Annotated in this window: 19 protein-coding genes; 15 read left to right on the top strand and 4 right to left on the bottom strand. The window is 46.8% G+C overall.

Going from position 1 to position 19,583, the window contains the following annotated elements:
- The 6 genes from HY200_04475 to ftsY form a co-directional block, all read left to right on the top strand.
- A partial coding sequence (locus HY200_04475; GenBank protein MBI3594191.1) for a hypothetical protein occupies positions 1 to 996 on the top strand: 996 nt, incomplete at its 5' end.
- Positions 997 to 1,051: 55 nt separating this feature from the next.
- A complete protein-coding gene (locus HY200_04470) occupies positions 1,052 to 1,465 on the top strand; it encodes a hypothetical protein (GenBank protein ID MBI3594190.1) in 414 nt (137 codons plus the stop codon).
- A gap of 103 nt (positions 1,466 to 1,568) precedes the next feature.
- Complete coding sequence (locus HY200_04465; protein ID MBI3594189.1) at positions 1,569 to 2,525, top strand: hypothetical protein; 957 nt, start codon at positions 1,569 to 1,571, stop codon at positions 2,523 to 2,525.
- A 105-nt stretch (positions 2,526 to 2,630) separates the two neighbouring features.
- The gene (locus HY200_04460; protein ID MBI3594188.1) at positions 2,631 to 3,611 is read left to right on the top strand and encodes a PhoH family protein; all 981 of its coding nucleotides are present in this window, start codon (positions 2,631 to 2,633) and stop codon (positions 3,609 to 3,611) included.
- Positions 3,612 to 3,943: 332 nt separating this feature from the next.
- Positions 3,944 to 4,315 carry an rRNA maturation RNase YbeY gene (ybeY, locus tag HY200_04455; protein ID MBI3594187.1) on the top strand — a complete coding sequence of 124 codons (372 nt, stop codon included), beginning with the start codon at positions 3,944 to 3,946 and terminating at the stop codon, positions 4,313 to 4,315.
- Positions 4,316 to 4,495: 180 nt separating this feature from the next.
- Positions 4,496 to 5,416 carry a signal recognition particle-docking protein FtsY gene (gene ftsY, locus HY200_04450; GenBank protein ID MBI3594186.1) on the top strand — a complete coding sequence of 307 codons (921 nt, stop codon included), beginning with the start codon at positions 4,496 to 4,498 and terminating at the stop codon, positions 5,414 to 5,416.
- Positions 5,417 to 5,573: 157 nt separating this feature from the next.
- Here ftsY and HY200_04445 read toward each other — a convergent pair whose 3' ends face one another.
- The gene (locus HY200_04445; GenBank protein MBI3594185.1) at positions 5,574 to 7,586 is read right to left on the bottom strand and encodes a diguanylate cyclase; all 2,013 of its coding nucleotides are present in this window, start codon (positions 7,584 to 7,586) and stop codon (positions 5,574 to 5,576) included.
- A 114-nt stretch (positions 7,587 to 7,700) separates the two neighbouring features.
- Between HY200_04445 and uvrB the strand changes: the two genes are divergently transcribed.
- The gene (gene uvrB, locus HY200_04440) at positions 7,701 to 9,692 is read left to right on the top strand and encodes an excinuclease ABC subunit UvrB (protein MBI3594184.1); all 1,992 of its coding nucleotides are present in this window, start codon (positions 7,701 to 7,703) and stop codon (positions 9,690 to 9,692) included.
- A gap of 46 nt (positions 9,693 to 9,738) precedes the next feature.
- Here the strand turns inward: uvrB and HY200_04435 are convergent, their stop codons facing one another.
- Together HY200_04435 and HY200_04430 are read right to left on the bottom strand one after the other, a co-directional pair.
- The gene (locus HY200_04435) at positions 9,739 to 10,008 is read right to left on the bottom strand and encodes a DUF4321 domain-containing protein (GenBank protein ID MBI3594183.1); all 270 of its coding nucleotides are present in this window, start codon (positions 10,006 to 10,008) and stop codon (positions 9,739 to 9,741) included.
- A complete protein-coding gene (locus tag HY200_04430; protein MBI3594182.1) occupies positions 10,008 to 10,304 on the bottom strand; it encodes a hypothetical protein in 297 nt (98 codons plus the stop codon). Before HY200_04430 ends, HY200_04435 begins: the two co-directional genes overlap by 1 nt.
- A 108-nt stretch (positions 10,305 to 10,412) precedes the next feature.
- Between HY200_04430 and HY200_04425 the strand changes: the two genes are divergently transcribed.
- The 4 genes from HY200_04425 to HY200_04410 all read left to right on the top strand — a co-directional run bounded on the left by HY200_04425 (position 10,413) and on the right by HY200_04410 (position 14,529).
- Positions 10,413 to 11,567 carry a M20/M25/M40 family metallo-hydrolase gene (locus HY200_04425; protein ID MBI3594181.1) on the top strand — a complete coding sequence of 385 codons (1,155 nt, stop codon included), beginning with the start codon at positions 10,413 to 10,415 and terminating at the stop codon, positions 11,565 to 11,567.
- A gap of 10 nt (positions 11,568 to 11,577) precedes the next feature.
- Complete coding sequence (locus HY200_04420; protein ID MBI3594180.1) at positions 11,578 to 12,858, top strand: CCA tRNA nucleotidyltransferase; 1,281 nt, start codon at positions 11,578 to 11,580, stop codon at positions 12,856 to 12,858.
- Positions 12,859 to 12,919: 61 nt separating this feature from the next.
- Positions 12,920 to 13,480 (top strand): hypothetical protein, encoded by a 561-nt coding sequence (locus HY200_04415; GenBank protein ID MBI3594179.1) that lies wholly within the window; start codon positions 12,920 to 12,922, stop codon positions 13,478 to 13,480.
- Entirely contained in the window at positions 13,477 to 14,529 is a 1,053-nt protein-coding gene (locus HY200_04410; protein ID MBI3594178.1) for a uroporphyrinogen decarboxylase, read from the top strand. The genes HY200_04415 and HY200_04410 overlap by 4 nt, the downstream gene beginning before the upstream one ends.
- Before the next feature lie 279 nt (positions 14,530 to 14,808).
- On the opposite strand, the gene HY200_04405 is transcribed toward HY200_04410, so the two are convergent.
- Positions 14,809 to 15,000 carry a 50S ribosomal protein L28 gene (locus HY200_04405; protein MBI3594177.1) on the bottom strand — a complete coding sequence of 64 codons (192 nt, stop codon included), beginning with the start codon at positions 14,998 to 15,000 and terminating at the stop codon, positions 14,809 to 14,811.
- Between the two features lie 321 nt (positions 15,001 to 15,321).
- Here HY200_04405 and recG point away from each other — a divergent pair, with 321 nt between their 5' ends.
- From recG to HY200_04385, 4 genes are read left to right on the top strand one after another with little or no spacing between them, the layout of a single operon-like run.
- Positions 15,322 to 17,490, top strand: a complete 2,169-nt coding sequence (recG, locus tag HY200_04400) for an ATP-dependent DNA helicase RecG (protein ID MBI3594176.1) — start codon at positions 15,322 to 15,324, stop codon at positions 17,488 to 17,490.
- Positions 17,491 to 17,525: 35 nt separating this feature from the next.
- Positions 17,526 to 17,837 carry a hypothetical protein gene (locus HY200_04395; GenBank protein ID MBI3594175.1) on the top strand — a complete coding sequence of 104 codons (312 nt, stop codon included), beginning with the start codon at positions 17,526 to 17,528 and terminating at the stop codon, positions 17,835 to 17,837.
- Between the two features lie 19 nt (positions 17,838 to 17,856).
- Positions 17,857 to 18,468 (top strand): hypothetical protein, encoded by a 612-nt coding sequence (locus tag HY200_04390; protein ID MBI3594174.1) that lies wholly within the window; start codon positions 17,857 to 17,859, stop codon positions 18,466 to 18,468.
- A 3-nt stretch (positions 18,469 to 18,471) separates the two neighbouring features.
- Complete coding sequence (locus HY200_04385; GenBank protein MBI3594173.1) at positions 18,472 to 19,416, top strand: Ppx/GppA family phosphatase; 945 nt, start codon at positions 18,472 to 18,474, stop codon at positions 19,414 to 19,416.
- The last annotated feature ends 167 nt before the right edge of the window (positions 19,417 to 19,583 follow it).

Raw genomic sequence — 19,583 nt, 5'->3', positions numbered from 1 at the left:
ATCAGCGGAGGTTACGATAATACAAAAGAAGATCTGAATATCACGCCGCCCTATTCCTATATAGACAGTGCAGGCCGGGCGGTCTATGCAATCGATCTTTTGACCGGAACAAACCTCTGGGAATACTCTTATCGAAGTTCGGTGACCAACGATAGCACCAACAGCAAGTTCAATATGACCTATTCGATCCCCAGTGATTTGACTGCCGTGGATGTCAATAATAACGGAACAGTCGATACCCTCTATGTCGGAGATGTGGGGGGACAAATATGGGAGTTTAATGTGGGTTACAGCAGTACTTCCAGCTGGTCGGGAACCGTCATTTTTCAGTCTAATCCAGGTGCTGACAGCTCCTCCGGCCGGAAATTTTTTTACCCGCCCGATTTAAGTATTGAAAGCGGGTACCGGGCTCTCTTCGCCGGAACAGGGGACAGGGAACATCCCAAGACCAGTACCTCTGTTGTGGACCGGCTCTACGCCATTTACGATAAGTCCAGCTATACCGCGATTTCAAAGGAAGGGGGAACGGCGCCCAGCAGTACGAATGCCAATCCTCTTCTGATGGACGTGACCACCAATTTAACCCCGACGATCACGGGAGCAGGTTGGTATATCCGGTTGAATGGAACCGGGACGATGTTGGGAGAGAAGAGTCTCTCAGCCCCTCTCCTATTAAACAAGGAGGTAACCTATACGACCTATGCCCCGCTTTTACCATCGATGTCAGCAAACGCCTGCGGGACGGCTCTAGGCACCGGGTTCGTTTGGTCGTTAAACTATGCCAACGGGAACGCCTTTTTTGACTATAACAAAGATGGGACGAAAGACCTTTCAGACAGGTCCAAATCCCTAGGCTCCGGAATTCCTTCCGGTGTGGTGGTGACCGTGACCCAGAGCGGAATGAGTGGTCTGGTTGGTATTGGAGGAGGTATTGAAGGGGTTGACCTGAATACAGGTGCAAGCTTCAATCAGATCTTCTGGCACCAGCCTTATTAATGAAAGTTTCAATCCGATGATAAGAAATGTTGCGATGACAATGAAAGGAGTTCCAATGAAATTCCAAATCAATAAGTATCGATGGAGATTGGGGGGCGCCTTGGTCCTGACGGGAATGTTCTGCTTCGGGTCACCCGTCATAGCAGAAAATGCTCAGGTCCGGTATCCCGTCAAACGTTTTGTAACGGGCCAGGTGATGTCAGTTTCTCTTCCGTTCGAAAAGGGAAGGAATGGTGAAATTTCAGTTAACGAAAAGGTTTATAGGGTTCTTCCAAAAACAGTGATGGTGGATCAGGACGAACATAAAACGGCGCTCAATTTCTTCGAAGTCGGGAATTGGGTTTATATGGTTGTTGAATTGTATCCCGACCATCGAGAGGCACTCTATATTGCGCCGGGTCATGGTCAATCTGAGGGTCCGATTCCCGGTCTCAGAGGTAAACACTCATCTTCAAATAATGATGATTAAAATTCTGTAAAAGGTTATTTGAAAATTGAATCAAGCCTCGATAAAAGCAAGGAAGGCAAAAGCAAGAAAGAAGTCGTTAAAAAATAGAAGGATTGTCATTCCTTTGCCATGGCTCGTTGGAATAGCGGCGCTCTTGATTGCAGGAATACTCTATTTTCCCCTTAGTCATACCAGTCGGGTCACTTCTTCTCCCGCTTATTCGTCCAATCTGATTAAGAACGGGCGGGAAATTTCAGAAAACAGGTCTATCACCGCCGGACCCCTTAAACTGACCCTCTCTCCGAATCCGTTGACGGCAGAAAATGACATTGCAGTCCTTTCTGGTGGTCTCAAATCTGTGAATGTCGGTGAACGCTTCGAATGGGAAAGGAATGGTGCTGTTATTCCTGGTGAGCAGTCTTCCTTATTTAATAAGAGCTTGATTCGCAAAGGTGATCGCATTAAAGTGAGGCTCCTAACCCAGCCGGGGAGTGAACCGGTTGAGTCCGAGCCAATTGTCGTGGAAAACGCGTTACCGAAAGTGGTATCAATCGCAATTGAGCCATTTCCTCCGACCCGGAGAGATAAATTGACAGCCAAGGTGGAAGGATTTGACGCGGATGGGGACCCAATCACCTATTCCTATCGCTGGTTAAAAGAAGACGAATCGGTGGTTGGAAACGACCTGTCCATCCCGGGTTCTCTTTTTAATAAGAAAGAAAAAGTGATATTGGAGGTGACTCCGTCAGATGGTGTGGCCCAGGGTCAGCCGATGCGAAGAGCGATGATCATTTCCAAAGCGCTTCCAAAGATTACTTCCATTCCTGCCTCTTTTCAGGGAAACGAGTACAGTTACCAGGTGACTGCAGAAGACCCGGATAGTGACCCCCTCACCTTTACGCTTACAAAGGGTCCGGTCGGAATGACGATCGATTCTAAAACCGGTTTGATCAAGTGGGCATTTACCGAAAAGGATGCCGGAAATCACCCGATTGAGATCAAGGTTTCAGACCCGGACGGTGAGGGAGATAGTCAGTCGTATATGCTCCCTCTTTCCTTTACTTCTTCCCCCGCGCGCTAAATTGTTACCGGAAGTTTTTATCGGTTGTCTTCTTTTGTCCCTCATGGTTATAATGGATTACCTTCATTTATTATTAAAAAGTTCCAAAAAGGAAATGTTTTCCATTTGAAAACTCCCTCTTCGCCTTCTGGCACGCTCTCCCTTAAACTTCCCAAGGGATTTGATACTTTAAATTTATACGGCAGTTTTGATTCCCATTTAAAGCGGATTGAGTTGCTCTTGAATGTCCGTATCCTGGCTCGGGGCGAGGAGATCCGGATCGAAGGAACTCCCGGCCAGATTGAAGAGGCGGGCCGGGTCCTTCGGGAACTTCAAATGGCGGCTCAGAAGGGGAAGCCCCTGGGATTGGAAGATATTAACGAAGCCATTGCCCCCAACCGGCATGGTACGGCCCACAAAAAGGAGCATTTTTCGCATATTCCGGTTCCGTCAAAAAAACAGATTGTACCAAAAAGCCCGACTCAACAGGCGTATATAGACGCCATCCTCAAAAACGAGATCGTGATCGGGATTGGCCCTGCGGGAACCGGAAAAACCTATCTGGCCATGGCGATGGCCGTTTTGGCTTATTCGCGAAGGCAAGTGAGCCGGATTATCCTGGCCCGCCCCGCAGTTGAAGCGGGAGAACAGCTCGGTTTTCTGCCCGGCGATCTTTACGCAAAAATGAATCCCTATCTTCGACCGTTATACGATGCACTCTTTGACATGATGGATATAGAACGGGCCAATTCGTTGATTGAACGGGGCGAAATCGAAATCGCGCCGTTGGCCTATATGAGGGGCAGAACATTAAACGATGCCTTCGTGATCCTGGATGAAGCGCAGAATGCCACGGCGGAGCAGATGAAGATGTTTTTGACCCGGCTTGGATTTAACTCCAGAATGGTTGTCACCGGAGATATTACCCAGGTGGACCTTGCCGACAGCAAAGTTTCGGGCTTGATTCAGATCCAGTCGATTCTTTCCGGAATTTCCGGAATTGAGATCTTTTACTTTACGAAAAGAGATGTTGTGCGCCATCGGCTCGTTGCCGAGATTATTCAGGCTTATGAAACGCTTGGAAACAAGAAGAAGCCGAAGAAATAACGTTTCGCTGGGTGTGGATATAAAAGACCTGCTGGGCTGAGAATAAGTACTCCAGCGAGCAAAGCAAGCGAGAGGGGGAAGCTTCTCCGGCTTTGCCGGTGAAGGGGGCGACGTGAGCCCCTGTAAATGGAGACTCGGCGAAATTCGGTTATCCTTCTTAAACGGAAGTGGCTAAAGATGAGGATGAATTTCGGCGCCGTTGGAGAGAACGGAATTTCAGGTGCCATATCAGACAATAAGAGTGGGGTCTCGCTACAATTAGAGAAGTGAAGCGGATTTCGATACGCAATCGTCAGCGCAAGTTTAAGTTGAATCTGCCCAGGGTCATGAAAGTGGCAGACAAAATCTTAAGAGCATTGGGGAAAGACAAGGAGGCGCTGAGCCTCCTTTTTGTTAATGACCCCGCGATTCGACGATTGAATCGACAATATCGGAAGATCGACACTCCAACCGATGTTTTGTCGTTTCCCTTGAATCATCAGAGGGTCCGGTACGGATCGCCCCTTCTTGGGGATATCGTCATCTCTGTTGAGACCGCCCGGAGGCAGGCACGCGAACTGGGCCATATTCTGGAACGGGAATTAACATTCCTTTTGATTCACGGTATCTTACATCTCCTCGGCTGGGATCATGAACGGTCGCCTCAGGAAGCCAGAAGGATGTATAAAAAGCAACGTGAATTACTTTCCCTTTTAGACTATTAAATCGGACTGAAATGTTTTACCGGGTCAGGTCGGGTGCAACCTTCACTGCTCCGGCTCCGAAATTTACCATCTATTTTAACTGGATTGTGGATAGGTTACCAAATTTCGAAGAGGTCGCTGTGACGGTTCACCCGACCCGTCCCCGTTCCCTTCGATGAGAGTCTAGGTTAACGAGGTTGTATGGGATTATTTGATCGATTCAAGAAAAGTCTTGAAAAGACTCGAAAGCAGCTTTCGGGAGCGTTTGAGGAGATCTTTCTCGAAGAAAAAGGGGTGGACGAGGAGACCCTTCAACGACTTGAGGAGTTTTTAATCACTTCTGATATGGGAGCGAAGGCGGTGGAAGAGCTCATGTCATCCCTGAAGCCGAGATTCGATCGGAAAGAACTCAAAGAGCTGAATCAAATAAAAGCGGCGCTTAAAGAAGAATTAAAAAAGATCCTTTCCGGTATCAAAAAGAAAAACCCAAAGTATGAATTTCATCAGACTCCCCATGTGATGATGATCATCGGCGTGAACGGGGTCGGAAAAACGACCTCGATTGGAAAATTAGCTCATCGTATGGTCAAGGAGGGAAGATCGACCTTGCTTGCGGCGGGAGATACTTTCAGAGCGGCGGCAACGGAACAGCTTGTAATCTGGGGAAAACGAAACGGAGTTGAGGTCATTTCCCAACAGCATGGGGCCGATCCTTCGGCAGTCGCATTTGATGCGTACGCCGCCGCCAAGGCGAGGAAGATCGAATTATTAATCATCGATACGGCTGGAAGGCTCCATACCAAAACGAATTTAATGGATGAATTGAAAAAGGTCAAACGGACACTGGGAAAGATCGATCCGCTGTCACCACATGAAGTCATACTGGTGCTGGATGCCACCCAGGGTCAAAACGCCTTGAGCCAGGCGAGGATGTTTCATGAAGCGGTAGGAGTTACAGGAATTATTCTGGCGAAACTGGATAGCTCGTCCAGGGGTGGAATTGTGATTTCAATCTGGAACGAATTAAAGATTCCGATTTACTGGGTGGGAATGGGGGAGAAAGAGTCCGACCTGGAACCGTTTGACGCAGATGCCTTCGTCGACGCGCTCTTTGCTGATTAATTTGTTGAATATTTTTTTGAAATGATCTTAAGAGTTTGCTCAAAAAGGATTATCTGCAAGGCCGCAGACTTATGGACGACTGAGGCGTACATAATTCGTACGTTGAAGGAGGCCGAAAGCCGAGAACACTGCAGATAACCTTTTTCAGCAAACTAGACTAAGGTGAATAGACGACAACGCGGTTCTTGCCGGCAGCCTTCGCCGTATACAGAGCTCTGTCAGCATGTTTGAAGAGATCTTCGAGCGATTCCGTGTCGTCCGGGAAAGTGGCAAGCCCCAGACTAACGGTTATACCGGAGGTCCGGTTTCGGTCATCGGTGACCAGGGCATTTTTTTCAATTTCTGAACAGATTCTTTGCGCAATCTGGGTCGCATCGCTTTTGGTCGTTTGAGGAAGTATGACGGTAAACTCTTCTCCTCCGTAACGGGCCGCAACGTCAATCGTCCTGATATTATTCCTCAGCGACAATCCAACCAGCCGGATCGCTTCGTCACCTGCCAGGTGGCCATGGAGATCGTTAAATTTCTTGAAATTATCGATATCCATGACGATGAGGGAGAGAGGAAGTTTGTGCCGCTTGGATCTTTCCATCTCTTCTGCCATTCGCTCCTGGAAATATCGCCGGTTTAACAAACTGCTTAATGGATCGGTGATGGAAATCTGCCGGAACTCTTCTGAACGACGGTAAAACTCAGATCGTTCAATAGCCATTGACGCATACCCGCTAATGGTCATGGCCACAAGAAGATCCTTGTCCGTAAACACAGGCTCGCTGATTTTATCCGCAATATTCATCACGCCGATTGTTCGATGATTCAACTTAATCGGCACGGAAATGAAAGAAGTGGACTTATATCGTGCTCTTCTCGGAAGGAGAATCCTGGGATCGGTCTCCATATTCTGGACTACCAGAGGGAGTCCGTCCTCAAGCACCTTTCCCGCGATTCCTTCGCCGGACTGAATCCGGTGCCCCTGTACAATCTTGGGATTCATTCCTTTAATCGTTTTTATTTTCAACTCTCCAGTCTCTTCATCCAGGAGCATGAGAGATCCCTTTTCCGCGTGAAGAATTGCGGTCGTCTGATCTATAATGGTTTTGAAGAGCTCTTCGGGATCGAGCGTTGAACCGATCGTATGAGAGAATTCGGTTAATGATTTGGAGTCTTTCTTGTAGTTTCTCAATAAATCAGCCTGCATGTGGTTTTCCAGAATCACAAATGCCTGTTTGCAAAAAGGAGAAATAATCTGTATATCTTCTTCTCGCAATGGCGTATCCAGAAAGACGAGAACGGCCTGATTTTTATCCGGTTTTCCCAACGGAAAGAGGTGAATCTGGGCGCTTTCTTCAGGAAAGCCTCCTTTTACGATTTCAAGCACATCCTGGGTGAAATACGGCTTCCCATCCGTGACCACTCTATTTAACAGGATATTCCTTTCGTTTCCCGAAAAGTCGGCCATTTCAAAAATCTTTTTTCCAAAAGCTTCGAAAGTGCGAAATTCTTTCAAGACCGGATCATATTTCAGGATCGCCACCGTATTTCCGTTAAAGATGATTCCGAGTGCATTCAGCAGAAGGCCGTAAAAATCTCTTTCCCCGAGGTTCTGATCGAGTTCCTGAAAGAGGTTAAAGAGCGTATCAAGCTTAATATGGCGAGAATCGGAAGTTTTTTTCTGATTGAGGTTCTTGAAAAATGGGGAGGCAATGGATTGGACCAGCTCACCCGTATTGTTGAAGGTTTCCCGATCCATAATTTTGATATGATCAGACTGGGAAATAATCCTCTGAGGGTCGATTTTTAGAGCGCCGGATTTTGCCTTGAAATCTTCCAGTTCCTGGTAGGAAAAATAGACCTTTCCCCCTACCACTACTTTACGTTCCATACTGTCGATTTTGACTGGTATTGCAAACAGATTGAGATTCGCGTAACATTTAAACTGTCTTCGTTCCCCCGACCGGTCTGCCTGCAAAATCTGATTCTCGCACTCCTGTTCACATCTTTTTTTCATCTCGGGGTCTTGGTGGACGAGGCTGCAAATCGGGTGTTCCGGTATCGAATCGCAGGTGATGCGACTCTCTTTTGTCGTGTCGAGGGTAAAAAGTTGAGTGCCGTATAACTTCGACAGATTGTCCTGAATCGTTTTCCAGGTTAAGTGGTCATAGCTGCGCATAGGTAAAGCCGTTTTAAGGTAAATCTTCCCCGAGGGGATGACCGGGGTTAGTCTTTTAATGCTACAAGTTTTAGGCCGAAAAAGTCAAGGAATTTAACCTAATATTAAGTGAAAATGAATGATTTCAAACTCTCATCCGAATTTACCCCAAAAGGGGATCAGCAAAAAGCGATCGACCTTCTTGTCGCCGGTTTGAAAAAAAAGAAGAAATTTCAGACCCTGTTGGGCGTGACTGGTTCAGGCAAGACCTTTACCATGGCAAAGGTCATTGAAGAGATTCGAAAGCCGACTTTAGTGATGGTACATAATAAAACCCTCGCAGCCCAGCTTTACCAGGAATTTAAGACTTTTTTCCCTGAAAATGCCGTCGGATATTTTGTCAGCTATTACGATTATTATCAGCCGGAGGCCTATCTCCCGACGACCGACACCTACATCGAAAAAGACAGTTCCATTAATGAAACGATCGACCAGATGCGCCATCTGGCGACCGCCTCTCTCTTTGAAAGAAATGATGTCATTATCGTTTCTTCGGTTTCTTCAATTTATGGCCTCGGGTCGCCAGAAGCTTATCATGGGATGCTCCTTTATCTGGAGACCGGCGGACGGATGGACCGGGAAGAAATCCTAAGAAAGCTGGTTGAAATTCAGTATGACCGGAATGATATCGATTTTTACAGAGGAACGTTTCGGGTCCGGGGGGATGTGATTGAGGTATTCCCCGCATCCTCGGACACAAGCTGTATCCGGATTTCCCTTTTTGGTGATGAAATTGAAGCCATTGAAGAGATCGATCCTCTCCGGGGAGAGATGATCAGGAAGCTTCCGAAAATAGCCATTTATCCGGGGAGCCATTATGTAATCCCTCCCGAGCGGCTTCAGACGGCTCTTCAGGCAATCGAACAGGAAATGGAAGAGCGGATCCTCTATTTTGAAAAAGAAAAGAAGCTGATCGAAGCCCAAAGGATCGAACAGCGGACTCGATTTGACCTGGAGATGATCCGGGAGATCGGATTCTGTCAGGGAATCGAAAACTATTCCCGGCATTTTTCCGGCCGAAAACCGGGCGAACCGCCCCCTACCTTGATCGATTATTTTCCGGATGATTTCCTGCTCCTGGCTGACGAAAGTCATGCTACGATTCCGCAGATCAGAGGGATGTATGCCGGAGATTTCTCGAGAAAAACATCTCTTGTCGAATATGGTTTCAGACTCCCCTCCGCATTCGACAATCGTCCGTTAAAATTTGAGGAATACGAACATCTGCTCAATCAGGTGATCTTTGTCTCCGCCACACCGGGACCTTATGAAATCGAAAAGTGCCAGAGCCAGTTTGTCGAACAGGTTATCCGTCCGACCGGACTCATCGACCCGAAAATTACCGTCAAACCGGCAAAAGGTCAAGTCGATGATCTTTTGGAAGCGATTCATTTAAGGGTGGAAAAGAATGAGCGGGTTTTGGTAACCACCTTGACCAAAAGGATGGCGGAGGATCTGACTGAGTATTACCATGATCTCGGCATCAAAGTGAAATACCTTCACTCAGACATCGAAACACTGGAACGTATGGAGATTTTGAGAGATTTGAGGCTTGGAAAATTTGACGTACTCGTCGGCATTAATCTTTTGAGAGAGGGACTTGATTTGCCGGAAGTCTCTCTGGTAGCCATCCTGGACGCGGATAAAGAAGGATTCTTGAGGTCCCACCGTTCTTTGATTCAAACGATAGGGAGAGCGGCAAGACATCTCCATGGAGAAGTCTATATGTATGCCGACAAATTGACCGATTCCATGGGCCAGGCGATCAATGAAACCAACAGGAGAAGAGAAATTCAGATGAAATATAATCAGGAGAATCATATTGTGCCGGTTTCCGTTAAAAGTGGAATTCCAAAGGCACTTTATGAAGTTTCTGAAGCGGATTATTTGACCGTTCCGTTGGCCGCCGAAGCCGCAGCTTCCTATATTCCCCAGGAAGAGCTCGGTCCGATTCTCGCGCATCTTGAAAAGGAGATGCGAAGTGCCTCGAAGGAACTTGATTTTGAAAGGGCCGCCGAATTAAGAGACAAGATCAAGTCTCTAAAGGAATCGTCTCTAAGGATTTAGCAGAATAATCTGAATTTCAAGAATGGACTAGTTGCTAGGCCGGAGATCAGGCTTGTTTGTAGATGTAAAGCCCCAGGAATACCCCAATAAAACCAAGAATATTAATTCGGAATGTGAACCCGACCGTAGCGGTAAAGAGCCTTAAATCAAGTGTAAATGGGGGATTGATGCCAAAGCTGAGACTGTGGAGAAAAAGATTTCTTACTGCACCGTCGGGAGCGACCGCTCTTAAAATTTCTCCCATTAGTGTGCCGAAAAAACCGCCCAATAAAATAAAGAAAATCAACATCCAGGGGGTTTTCTTTAACAGAGCCACTATGCCTGCCCTTCATACGGTTCTGTTTCCGATTCCAATAGCGCTTCGGTTGCCCTGAGTTCGTCAAGAATTTCGTCAATTCCGTCATCCATTCTATCCAAGCGGTGGGTTAAGTGATTGAATTTCTGGTCGATTTTGTCCATTAATTCGGCTTTCATCTGTTGAACGATCTGATTAATCGATTTTGTTTTTTCACCTGACGAGGGGACGCTCTTAAGTGTGCGACTTTTCGACCTCAATTTAACACCGGGTTTCTGTTTTTTTTTAACGGCAGGGGCTGTGAGCGGCTTTTTCATCTATTCACTCCAAAAATATAAATGATATAATCAATCTTAATTTGATATTGGACTCTTGTCAATTACTAAAACCCGGCAAGGGGGACTGAGAGAACGGAGCGATCCAAAATGAATGGCGTGATTAATCAAAACCGTTTGATACAAACGTTGTTACAGTTGATCGGGATAGACAGCCATTCCCGTAAGGAAGGGAAGATTGCCGCTTTCCTTGCCGAAAAGCTCCGTAACCTGGGAGGAGACGTTTGTTTCGACGATGCGGGAGAAAAGGTAAAAGGAGAAGTAGGGAATCTTATCGCTATTTTTGAAGGCGATCCTTCCAAACCGGCAATGTTACTTTCAGCCCATATGGATACCGTGGTTCCCGGCGAAGGTGTCACGCCGGTCGTGAGCGAAAAGATCATCAAGAGCGACGGAAGAACGGTGTTAGGGGGCGATGACAAATCCGGTCTGGCCATCATTCTTGAAGTTATCCAAAAATTGAAAGAAAATAAGGATCAGCATGGAAAGCTGGAAGTGGTTTTTACGATCTGTGAGGAAGCTGGACTTTTGGGTGCAAAACTTCTGGACATCTCCCGCTTCAATGCCCGCTATGGATTGGTGCTCGATAGTGACGATGCAGGGTTTCTATTCACCAGGGCTCCTTCTTCCTCAAGACTTGAGTTTAGGATTTTTGGACTGGAATCCCATGCCGGAATGGCTCCTGAGAAAGGATTAAGTGCAATTCAACTTGCCGGAATGGGCATTTCGAAGATGAAATTAGGCCGGATCGATTCGGAAACGACGGCAAATCTTGGAAAGATCGAGGGAGGAAGTGCCGTCAATATTGTTCCGAATCGGGTGACCATAGAGGGCGAAGCGCGAAGCCACAACGATGAAAAGCTCGAGAGGCAGATTGAACATATGGTTGATTGTTTCGAAAAGGCGGCCAGTGAAAATTATATTACCGTGGACGGCCGGTTGGTGCGGGGGAGAGTGGAGAAAAACATTTATAGGGATTATAACCGGATGGATTTGTCAGACTCCACGGCGATCGTCCGACTGGTACTACGGGCGGCCCAAAACAGACATCTCTCGGTTCAAACCAGGGCAATGGGCGGAGGGTGTGATGCCAATATTTTTAATCAAAAAGGAATACAGGTCGCCAATCTTGGAACCGGAATGAGAAATATCCATTCTCTCTCCGAATACTTGATTGTCGATGAATTTCTCCAGGCCGCGGAGATTATTTATGAAGTTCTACGAGTTAACGGTGAGAAAGGATGAGATAAGAATAATGAGGAAGTCGCGTACTCTTTATGAACGGGCCGTGGAGATTGTTCGGAGATTAAGTGATTCGGGACATAAGGCTTATTTTGCGGGCGGGTCTGTCAGGGATCAAATTCGAGGAAAGGTGCCCACAGACTATGATATTGCTACTTCGGCCAGGCCCGAGGAAGTCCGGGCTCTTTTTCCGGAGGCGATTCCGGTTGGCGTTGCGTTTGGCGTTGTCCTGGTTCCTTTGGGAAGACTAACGCCTGGAGGTAAGAAGGAGCAGGTCGAAATTGCCACCTTCCGATCGGATGGAATCTACCTGGATGGCCGGCATCCCGAGTCTGTCATCTTTTCAAATGAAAAAGAAGATGCCAATCGGAGAGACTTTACGATCAATGGAATGTTTTTTGATCCATTGGAAAAGAGATTGATTGATTATGTGGGAGGAAAAGAAGATTTAGCCTCCGGAATAATCCGTACGATAGGTGATCCGGAGCTTCGGTTCAAAGAGGATTTTCTGAGAATGCTCAGGGCAGTCCGATTCGCCGCCCAGTTTTCATTCGAAATTGAATCCAGGACATTTGAAGTCATTCGCAAGAGAGCAGGATCGATTCGCAACATCAGCGGGGAAAGAATTCGTGATGAAATGGGGAAAATACTGCTGGGACCCAGTCCCGAACGGGGAATAGCCCTTCTGGAGGAGTCGGGAATACTCGGAATCATTTTCCCGGAGTTAAAGTCCCTTCATAAAGGTTCGCTGATTCCCCATGCCCTCAAATGCTTTCATGTTCTAAATCGGCCCTCATTCGAGTTGGGGCTTGCTCTGTTGGTCTTGGGAACTGGGGATCTCGAAAAAGTGAGGGATATCTGTGGCAGATTGAAACTCTCGAATCTTCAGATAGATAAGGTCACTTCTATGATGCGTGATTTTCCTCTTTTTCAGAAAATTCTGGAAATGGATACGCCGACACTGAAAAGATTCCTGAGATCCGATCATATGAACGACCTTTTATCTCTTTACCGGGCGGATTGTCTTGCGTCAGGCATGTCCCTTGAAAAATGGGAGTATGCCGTTCAAAAAAGGAAAGGGTTTAAACCGGATGAACTGTTTCCGCCGACTTTGCTTAATGGAGACGATCTGATTAGACTTGGCTACTCTCCGGGCCCCCGTTTTAAAAAGATCCTTTACGATTTGGAAACACGCCAGTTAAATGGGAAGATCCGGACCGTTGCGGAAGCGGAAGCGGTAGTTTTAAATGAAAATCCGGAAAAGAATGGCCATTCCCGAAAAATAAAAGTTTGACTCCCTGGTTGGGATCAAGTTAGGATATCGCCGTTTTAAGAAACGTTGGATCAAGTCGAGTATGATCGATGAAGAATATAGAGATGAAAAGGAATCACCGGATCCGTCGGACTGCTTAAGCGTCTTGATCCAGCTTGAAAACGGGACAATCATTCGTCTGAAAGAGCTGAGACGGGACAATTTGTCGATTGCAGTTTCGCAGGGATTTGAACATAAAAAGAGATTTAAGTACGTTTCAAGTTACGCAAACCTCGTTTTTTGTCCTCACGAGGATTTGATCGAGTCATCCGGCGGATTCATTCCGTTAGTGGCTCAATTTTTGATCAGTTTTAGCGGGGTTGTCGAATGTTTAATAAGCGGTCCTTCCTCCAAAAGGAGAAATTTGAGGGATCTTTTAAAAGATGATACCAGTCTGACAGGAAAAACAATTGTCTGGGGAAACTCTCCCGTTTCGAAGATCGACCTTTCCACTTTGATTACCGCGACGCCGGGAAAGGGAATTCTGAGTCTGGAGGAGGCCGTCAATCCGATGGAAAGATTGCGAAAAAAAGATGTCAGGAATCAGTGCGACGGTATCTTTAAAGACCCTTCCGGGACGGCAAGAGGGGAGAAGAGAAATTGAATAAGCGGATTAAGAATGAACGTTTCCTGAAAGCTTGCCGGAAGGAACCGGTCGACATCACACCCGTCTGGATCATGCGTCAGGCAGGACGTTATATGAAAGAGTACCAGGCCATCCGTGCTAAAGTTGATTTCTTGACATTATGCAAAACGCCGGATCTTGCCACGGAGGCGACTCTGCTTCCGGTCAACCTGCTTGATGTCGATGTCGCAATACTGTTTTCAGACATTCTTATTCCGGTGGAGGCGATGGGCCTGGAGGTGGTTTTTACGGAGAATAAGGGTCCGGTTTTCCCGTCGCCGATCCGGAACCAGGAACAAATCAGAAAATTGACCACTCCCAGAATTGAAGAAAGGACGCCATTTGTCTTTGATGCCATCAGGAAGATCCGAAAAGAACTGGAAGGGAGAGTCCCGCTCATTGGATTTTCAGGGGCACCTTATACGCTGGCTACCTATATGATCGAAGGGGAAACCTCCAGGAATTTTAATGCCATAAAAAAATGGATGTATCAGTCACCGACTTTACTCCATGAGCTACTTGAAAAAACAACCACGACCGTGATGGACTATGTCAGAGCCCAGGTCGAAGCGGGAGCCGAAACGATTCAGATTTTTGATACCTGGGCCGGAGCGCTTTCCGGAGATGAATATCAGTTTTTTTCGTTTCCGTATACGAAAAGGATTATCGCTGAAATAAAAAAAAGTGGCGTGCCCGCCATTTTATATCTCAATGGCGGAGGTCTCTTGCTTGAGCGGCTCGTTGCCACCGGGGCGGATGTGATTAGCCTCGACTGGCGGACGGATCTCCGAATTGCACGTGAACAGTTTGGGAACAAGGTCGCATTTCAGGGAAATCTTGAACCCTGTGTCCTTTATGGCGATTCCGGTACCATACGTTCCGAAGTGAAAAAGATACTTGAGAAGTTTGGGAAAGGACCCGGACACATTTTTAATCTGGGACATGGCATCTTGCCGGACACGCCATTTGAGAACGCCAAAGAAATGATTCGGGCGGTTCATGAAGAAAGCGCCATCTATCACAAGTAAAGGTGGAGTTAGAGATCAATAGCTAACGCCAGTTCAGCTAAGGAGAGTCCAATTCGGCTCAAAAACATTAGGTACCCCCTTCGGGGACTTCCAAAAGTTTATTTCTTGTTTTGTACCGCGGGTATGAGGGGGTGGGAGGAATTGAGATAAACGGGAATTAATTTGTTCAAAAAATTTCAGAGGTCAGGCCGCAGCCTTGAGTGTGACGGAGGCGTATTTGATTGATACGTCGAGAAGAACGAAAGGCGAGAACGCCGTAGTTACGTTTTTTCAGGAGTTTTAGATGGCTTTCTGGATTTTGCCGGACTTGATGCAGACCGTACAAACCCGGATCTTTTTCGACGCCCCATTGACGATGGCATGAACCCTTTGTAAATTGGGACGAAAAGCCCGTTTGGTCTTATTGCTGGCGTGACTGACGCTGTTACCGATGGTTTTGGTTTTGTTACAAATTTCGCAATGACTTGCCATGATTCCCCCTGAATTTCATTCCCAATATCAGACCCATGTTGAAAAAAGAGTTAAGATAACATAACTCCTGGTGCGGATTCAAGGATTTTAATCGTTAAAGTGAGTTTTTCACCCTTCGCAGGGAATGCCATTCTCTCCGACGGCGCCGAAATTCATACTCATCTTTAGCAAGATTAGTGAATGTGGTATAAACGGATTTCGCCGAGTCTTCTATCAGGGCACTCCCTGTGAAGGGCGACCGCAAATCGGAAGGTCATTCGGCCATGTTCGGAATGGAAAAAGCTAGCTGAACTCCAGAATCAACTGGGATACCCTGCTTCAATGCAAACATGGTATCGCTCATTGTTGGACCAGTGGAATAGAAAATTGATGAACTCCAGGATCAACTGGGATACCCCGCTTCAATACGTAAAAGGAGTGGGTCCGTATAAAGCCTCTTTACTCAAGAAATTAGGGTTGACTACGGTGGAAGACCTCCTCTTTTATCTTCCTTACCGATATGAAGATCGAACGACCGTCAAAAAGATTTCTCAACTGACTCTCGATGAAGTGCAGATGGTTTCGGGTACGATCAAGAGGGTTGGCAGCCGAACGACCTCCCGAAAACATTTTAGAATTTTTGAACTGATTCTCGAAGATGAAACGGGTCTTTTAATCTGCAAGTGGTTTAATCAACCTTATCTTGAAAAAATTTTAAAGCCCGGAGAGCGAATGATCCTGACCGGAAAAGTATCCCTCAACCGGTTTGAAGGGAACCGGTTCGAAATGAGCCCATTGAGTTATGAGACGATCAACGAATCGGAAGATCGACCGGTCGATCATGGTAAATTCGTTCCGGTTTATCACGAGACAGAGGGACTGAGCTCCAAAAACCTTCGGATGCTCGTTAAGTCCCTGTTCAATGAAGGGTTTCTGCAAAACGAAAAAGAGAGGCTTCCTGCCTTCCTCGTTGAAAAATTTCAGTTTCCCTCCCTGTCCGATGCGTTGAGAGAGATTCATTTTCCTTCAACCCGGGAGCTCTATTTGGAGGCGCTTGAAGGAAGAACTATTTTCCAGCGAAGAATGGTTTTTGAAGATTTCTTCTATTTGGAAATCGGACTCACACTCAGAAAAAATCGAAACAGCCATGAGGACAAGGGAATTTCTTTTAACACGGAAGGAGTTCTGGAGGAAAAACTGCTTCAATCTCTCTCTTTTCAGCTGACCTCCGCTCAACACCGGGTTCTCCAGGAGATCAGGCGGGATATGAAATCCGATTTGCCGATGAGCCGTCTCCTTCAGGGGGATGTGGGATCGGGAAAAACAGTTGTGGCGCTCATCTCCATGTTGATCGCAGTTGAAAACGGATACCAGGCTTGTTTAATGGTTCCGACTGAAATTCTGGCCGAACAGCACTATTTTAATTTTCAGCCTCTTCTCCGAAAACTCAATATCTCAACCGGGTTATTGACCCAGTCACTCAGCAGAAAAGAGCAAATGACAATGCTTGAAGAGATTGCCGGGGGAAAGAGTCAGTTGATCATTGGAACACATAGCCTGGTGCAGGATCGGGTTCTTTTTAAGAATCTCGGAATCACGGTGATCGACGAACAGCATAAATTTGGAGTGAGACAGCGGCTGGAACTCAAAAAGAAGGGAAAAAGTCCGGACATGCTGGTTATGACAGCGACTCCGATCCCCAGGACGCTGGCTCTGACCGTCTATGGGGATCTGGATTTATCGGTTCTTGACGAATTGCCCCCGGGTCGAAAGCCGATTCAAACCCGTCTCTTTTACGAAAAACAGCGCCATGCCTGCTATTCTTTTATTGAGAAGGAAATCAGGGGAGGGAGACAGGTCTATATTGTCTATCCGCTGATTGATGAATCGGAGAAACTCGATCTCAAAGCGGCAGTGACGATGGCAGAACAGTTGCAGAATGAAATTTTCCCCTCTTTTCGCATCGGTCTTCTCCATGGAAAACTGAAACCAGAAGAAAAAGAGAAAACAATGAGCGCATTTAAGGAAAAGGAGCTCCATATTCTAGTATCCACCACGGTCATAGAGGTGGGGATCGATATTTCAAATGCTTCATTAATGGTCATCGAACATGCAGAGCGATTTGGATTGGCGCAACTTCATCAGCTTCGCGGACGTGTCGGAAGAGGATCTTTTCAATCTTATTGTTTCTTAATGGCTCAATATCCCGTTTCGGATGATGGAAAAAGAAGACTAAAAGCGATGGTAAACTCCTCCAACGGTTTTGAGCTGGCTGAAGAAGACCTGTCCATACGGGGTCCCGGAGAGTTTTTCGGCACCCGGCAGTCGGGTATTCCGGAGTTGAGAGTGGCGAATCTCCTTCGTGACGGCAAGATGCTAGAAGTTGCCCGGGAAGAGGCGATCAGTCTATTGCGGCGCGATCCCCTTTTGGAGCTTTCCGAGCATCAGGGATTAAGAGAATTCCTGTTAAGGCGGTGGAAAGATAAACTGGATCTTATTTCAATGGGATAGTGAATAAAATAAAACAAATATGGTAAGATATTTCCATGTTAAAACGAATAAAAGACGATAGCGAACTCGGAGTCAGAATTGTCAAAAAAGGGGTCAGTGATCTGATACAACGTTCTCTCGACGAAACGGAAGTCATCCGAACCCGGTTTGAAATCAGAAAGAAAGAGAAAGAATTTGACGGACACTCTCTCCGGGTCGGTAAGATGCTTTTTGAAAGACTTCAAAAGGGAGAAAATCCCCTTGATGATCCCGATCTCAAAAGATTGCTGTCGAAAGCTACCGAGGTGAGAGACGACCTGGAATCATTAAGGACGGAGTTAGCTGAGCGGCTCCATCCGATGACATAGAGAGAAGGGTGATAACCAAATGAAATACTTTTTTTGGATGATTGTGTTAGTTCTTTTTTGCGCGGGAGGGTGCGGAAAGGCTCTTATTCCAAAACCGGACCAGTCGGGGAAAATTGATCTCCATTCGCGAATCATTTCAAAAAAAATGGGCGGAGCAAAAGTTTCTGTCCAGACCCATGAGTGGCAATTTAACCCTTCTGAACTGGAACAATATTTTACCCCGTTTCTTTTTTTGGTCAGAAACGAATCGGAAAGTAAAATTCCAGTGAGTCTCAATTCGATCTATTTGGTGGACACGGGTGGAAACCAGTTAAAGCCACTTCAACCGTCTGAAGTGGAAAAGACCATGACAGATCGGGGATATGTGATGACTCCCACAGCCCACCTTGGGATCGGTATGGGCGGGTATCACTCCATGTTCGGGATGGGATTCACCTTTCCCCTTAACTCAGCCCGTCCTCTGGGATCTGATATTGCATCGCTTGCGCTCCCGGAGGGAGATATTCTGCCCGGAGCGACCGTTCGAGGCTTTGTTTATTTTCAACGAACTCCGCCGGCCGGTGATTCTCTGAAATTGCATATTGAGATGAACCAGACTGCCGAAGATTACTATTTCCTTCTCAAGAGATAATTCATGCGCCTGGCGGGAATCGATATCGGGACCAATACGTTGAGACTCCTGATAGTCGAAGCCTCTAACAGGCAATGGAACGAGATTTATTCGGAACGTCAGGTTACCCGCTTGGGTGAAGGTTTTTTTCAAGACCGTCATTTAAGCTCGCCGGCTATTCAAAGAACCGAAAAAGCATTACATTCCTTTAATCAGTCTATCCGAAAATTTCGCTGCGATGAGGTCGTTGCCATTGCGACCAGTGCCGTTCGTGAGGCAAGAAACCAATCCGAATTTCTTAATCTGATGAAAATAAGGATTCCTCTTGAAATAAAGGTGATCTCGGGAGAGGAAGAAGCGAGGCTGACCTGGCTTGGAATCTGCCAGAGCGTGAGCGCCCCTACGGAATTCAGGGTCCTCATCGATATCGGGGGAGGCAGTACCGAGTGGATCGTTGCCGATCGTCAAAAAATCTTAAACAAGTGGAGTCTTCCACTCGGCGTAGTGTTTTTGACTGAACAGTATCTGTTGTCGGATCCTCCTTTGCCGGTTGAGATGGATGATATGAAAGTGAGAATTCAGCAAAGTTTGTTGGAGGTTAAATCGTCCATGGGTAGGATCTGGGAAAGAAAAGTTCCAATCACCTGGATAGGTACGGCCGGAACCTTGACGACGCTTGCCGCGATGGACTTGGAATTGGAAAGGTACTCATTTGAGAGGATCAACGGATTCATTTTGCAGCGGAAAAGGATTGAGGATCTGTTTAACTGCCTCATTTCCAGAAAAAAGGATGAGAGAAGAGGGATGAAGGGTCTGGAGGCGGGAAGAGAGGATATTATCGTCACGGGGGTGCTGATTCTACTGGAAGCGATGTCGATTTTGGACTTTGGTCAGGTGGTGGTGAGCGATCATGGATTGAGAGAAGGGATCATTATCGACCGCCTCCAAAAACTTGGATTATCCGACTGAAAGAGACGCATTTGTCTTGTCCATTTCACTGGCAAACCTCATGTTCCTGAAAAGGACTCCCGATTCTCTCTCCCGCGGGGTGGGGGGCGCCCCCCCCCCACGGCCCACACACTTTTTTCATGAGAGAAACCCACTGAAGGGGAAAAACGGGCCATTTTGAACGATCG

Source organism: Nitrospirota bacterium, from assembly GCA_016194305.1.
In the GTDB taxonomy this organism is placed as follows: domain Bacteria; phylum Nitrospirota; class Nitrospiria; order JACQBW01; family JACQBW01; genus JACQBW01.
The sequence above is the reverse complement of the archived record's forward strand: the minus strand, read 5'-3'. Positions and strand labels throughout refer to the sequence as shown.

Bases quoted from the DNA above. Each gene is read 5' to 3' on its own strand.
- HY200_04470 (MBI3594190.1), top strand. From the start codon at position 1,052: ATGAAATTCCAAATCAATAAGTATCGATGGAGATTGGGGGGCGCCTTG.
- ftsY (MBI3594186.1), top strand. From the start codon at position 4,496: ATGGGATTATTTGATCGATTCAAGAAAAGTCTTGAAAAGACTCGAAAG.
- HY200_04445 (MBI3594185.1), bottom strand. From the start codon at position 7,586: ATGCGCAGCTATGACCACTTAACCTGGAAAACGATTCAGGACAATCTG.
- uvrB (MBI3594184.1), top strand. From the start codon at position 7,701: ATGAATGATTTCAAACTCTCATCCGAATTTACCCCAAAAGGGGATCAG.
- HY200_04430 (MBI3594182.1), bottom strand. From the start codon at position 10,304: ATGAAAAAGCCGCTCACAGCCCCTGCCGTTAAAAAAAAACAGAAACCC.
- HY200_04425 (MBI3594181.1), top strand. From the start codon at position 10,413: ATGAATGGCGTGATTAATCAAAACCGTTTGATACAAACGTTGTTACAG.
- HY200_04420 (MBI3594180.1), top strand. From the start codon at position 11,578: ATGAGGAAGTCGCGTACTCTTTATGAACGGGCCGTGGAGATTGTTCGG.
- HY200_04415 (MBI3594179.1), top strand. From the start codon at position 12,920: ATGATCGATGAAGAATATAGAGATGAAAAGGAATCACCGGATCCGTCG.
- HY200_04405 (MBI3594177.1), bottom strand. From the start codon at position 15,000: ATGGCAAGTCATTGCGAAATTTGTAACAAAACCAAAACCATCGGTAAC.
- recG (MBI3594176.1), top strand. From the start codon at position 15,322: ATGCAAACATGGTATCGCTCATTGTTGGACCAGTGGAATAGAAAATTG.
- HY200_04395 (MBI3594175.1), top strand. From the start codon at position 17,526: ATGTTAAAACGAATAAAAGACGATAGCGAACTCGGAGTCAGAATTGTC.
- HY200_04390 (MBI3594174.1), top strand. From the start codon at position 17,857: ATGAAATACTTTTTTTGGATGATTGTGTTAGTTCTTTTTTGCGCGGGA.
- HY200_04385 (MBI3594173.1), top strand. From the start codon at position 18,472: ATGCGCCTGGCGGGAATCGATATCGGGACCAATACGTTGAGACTCCTG.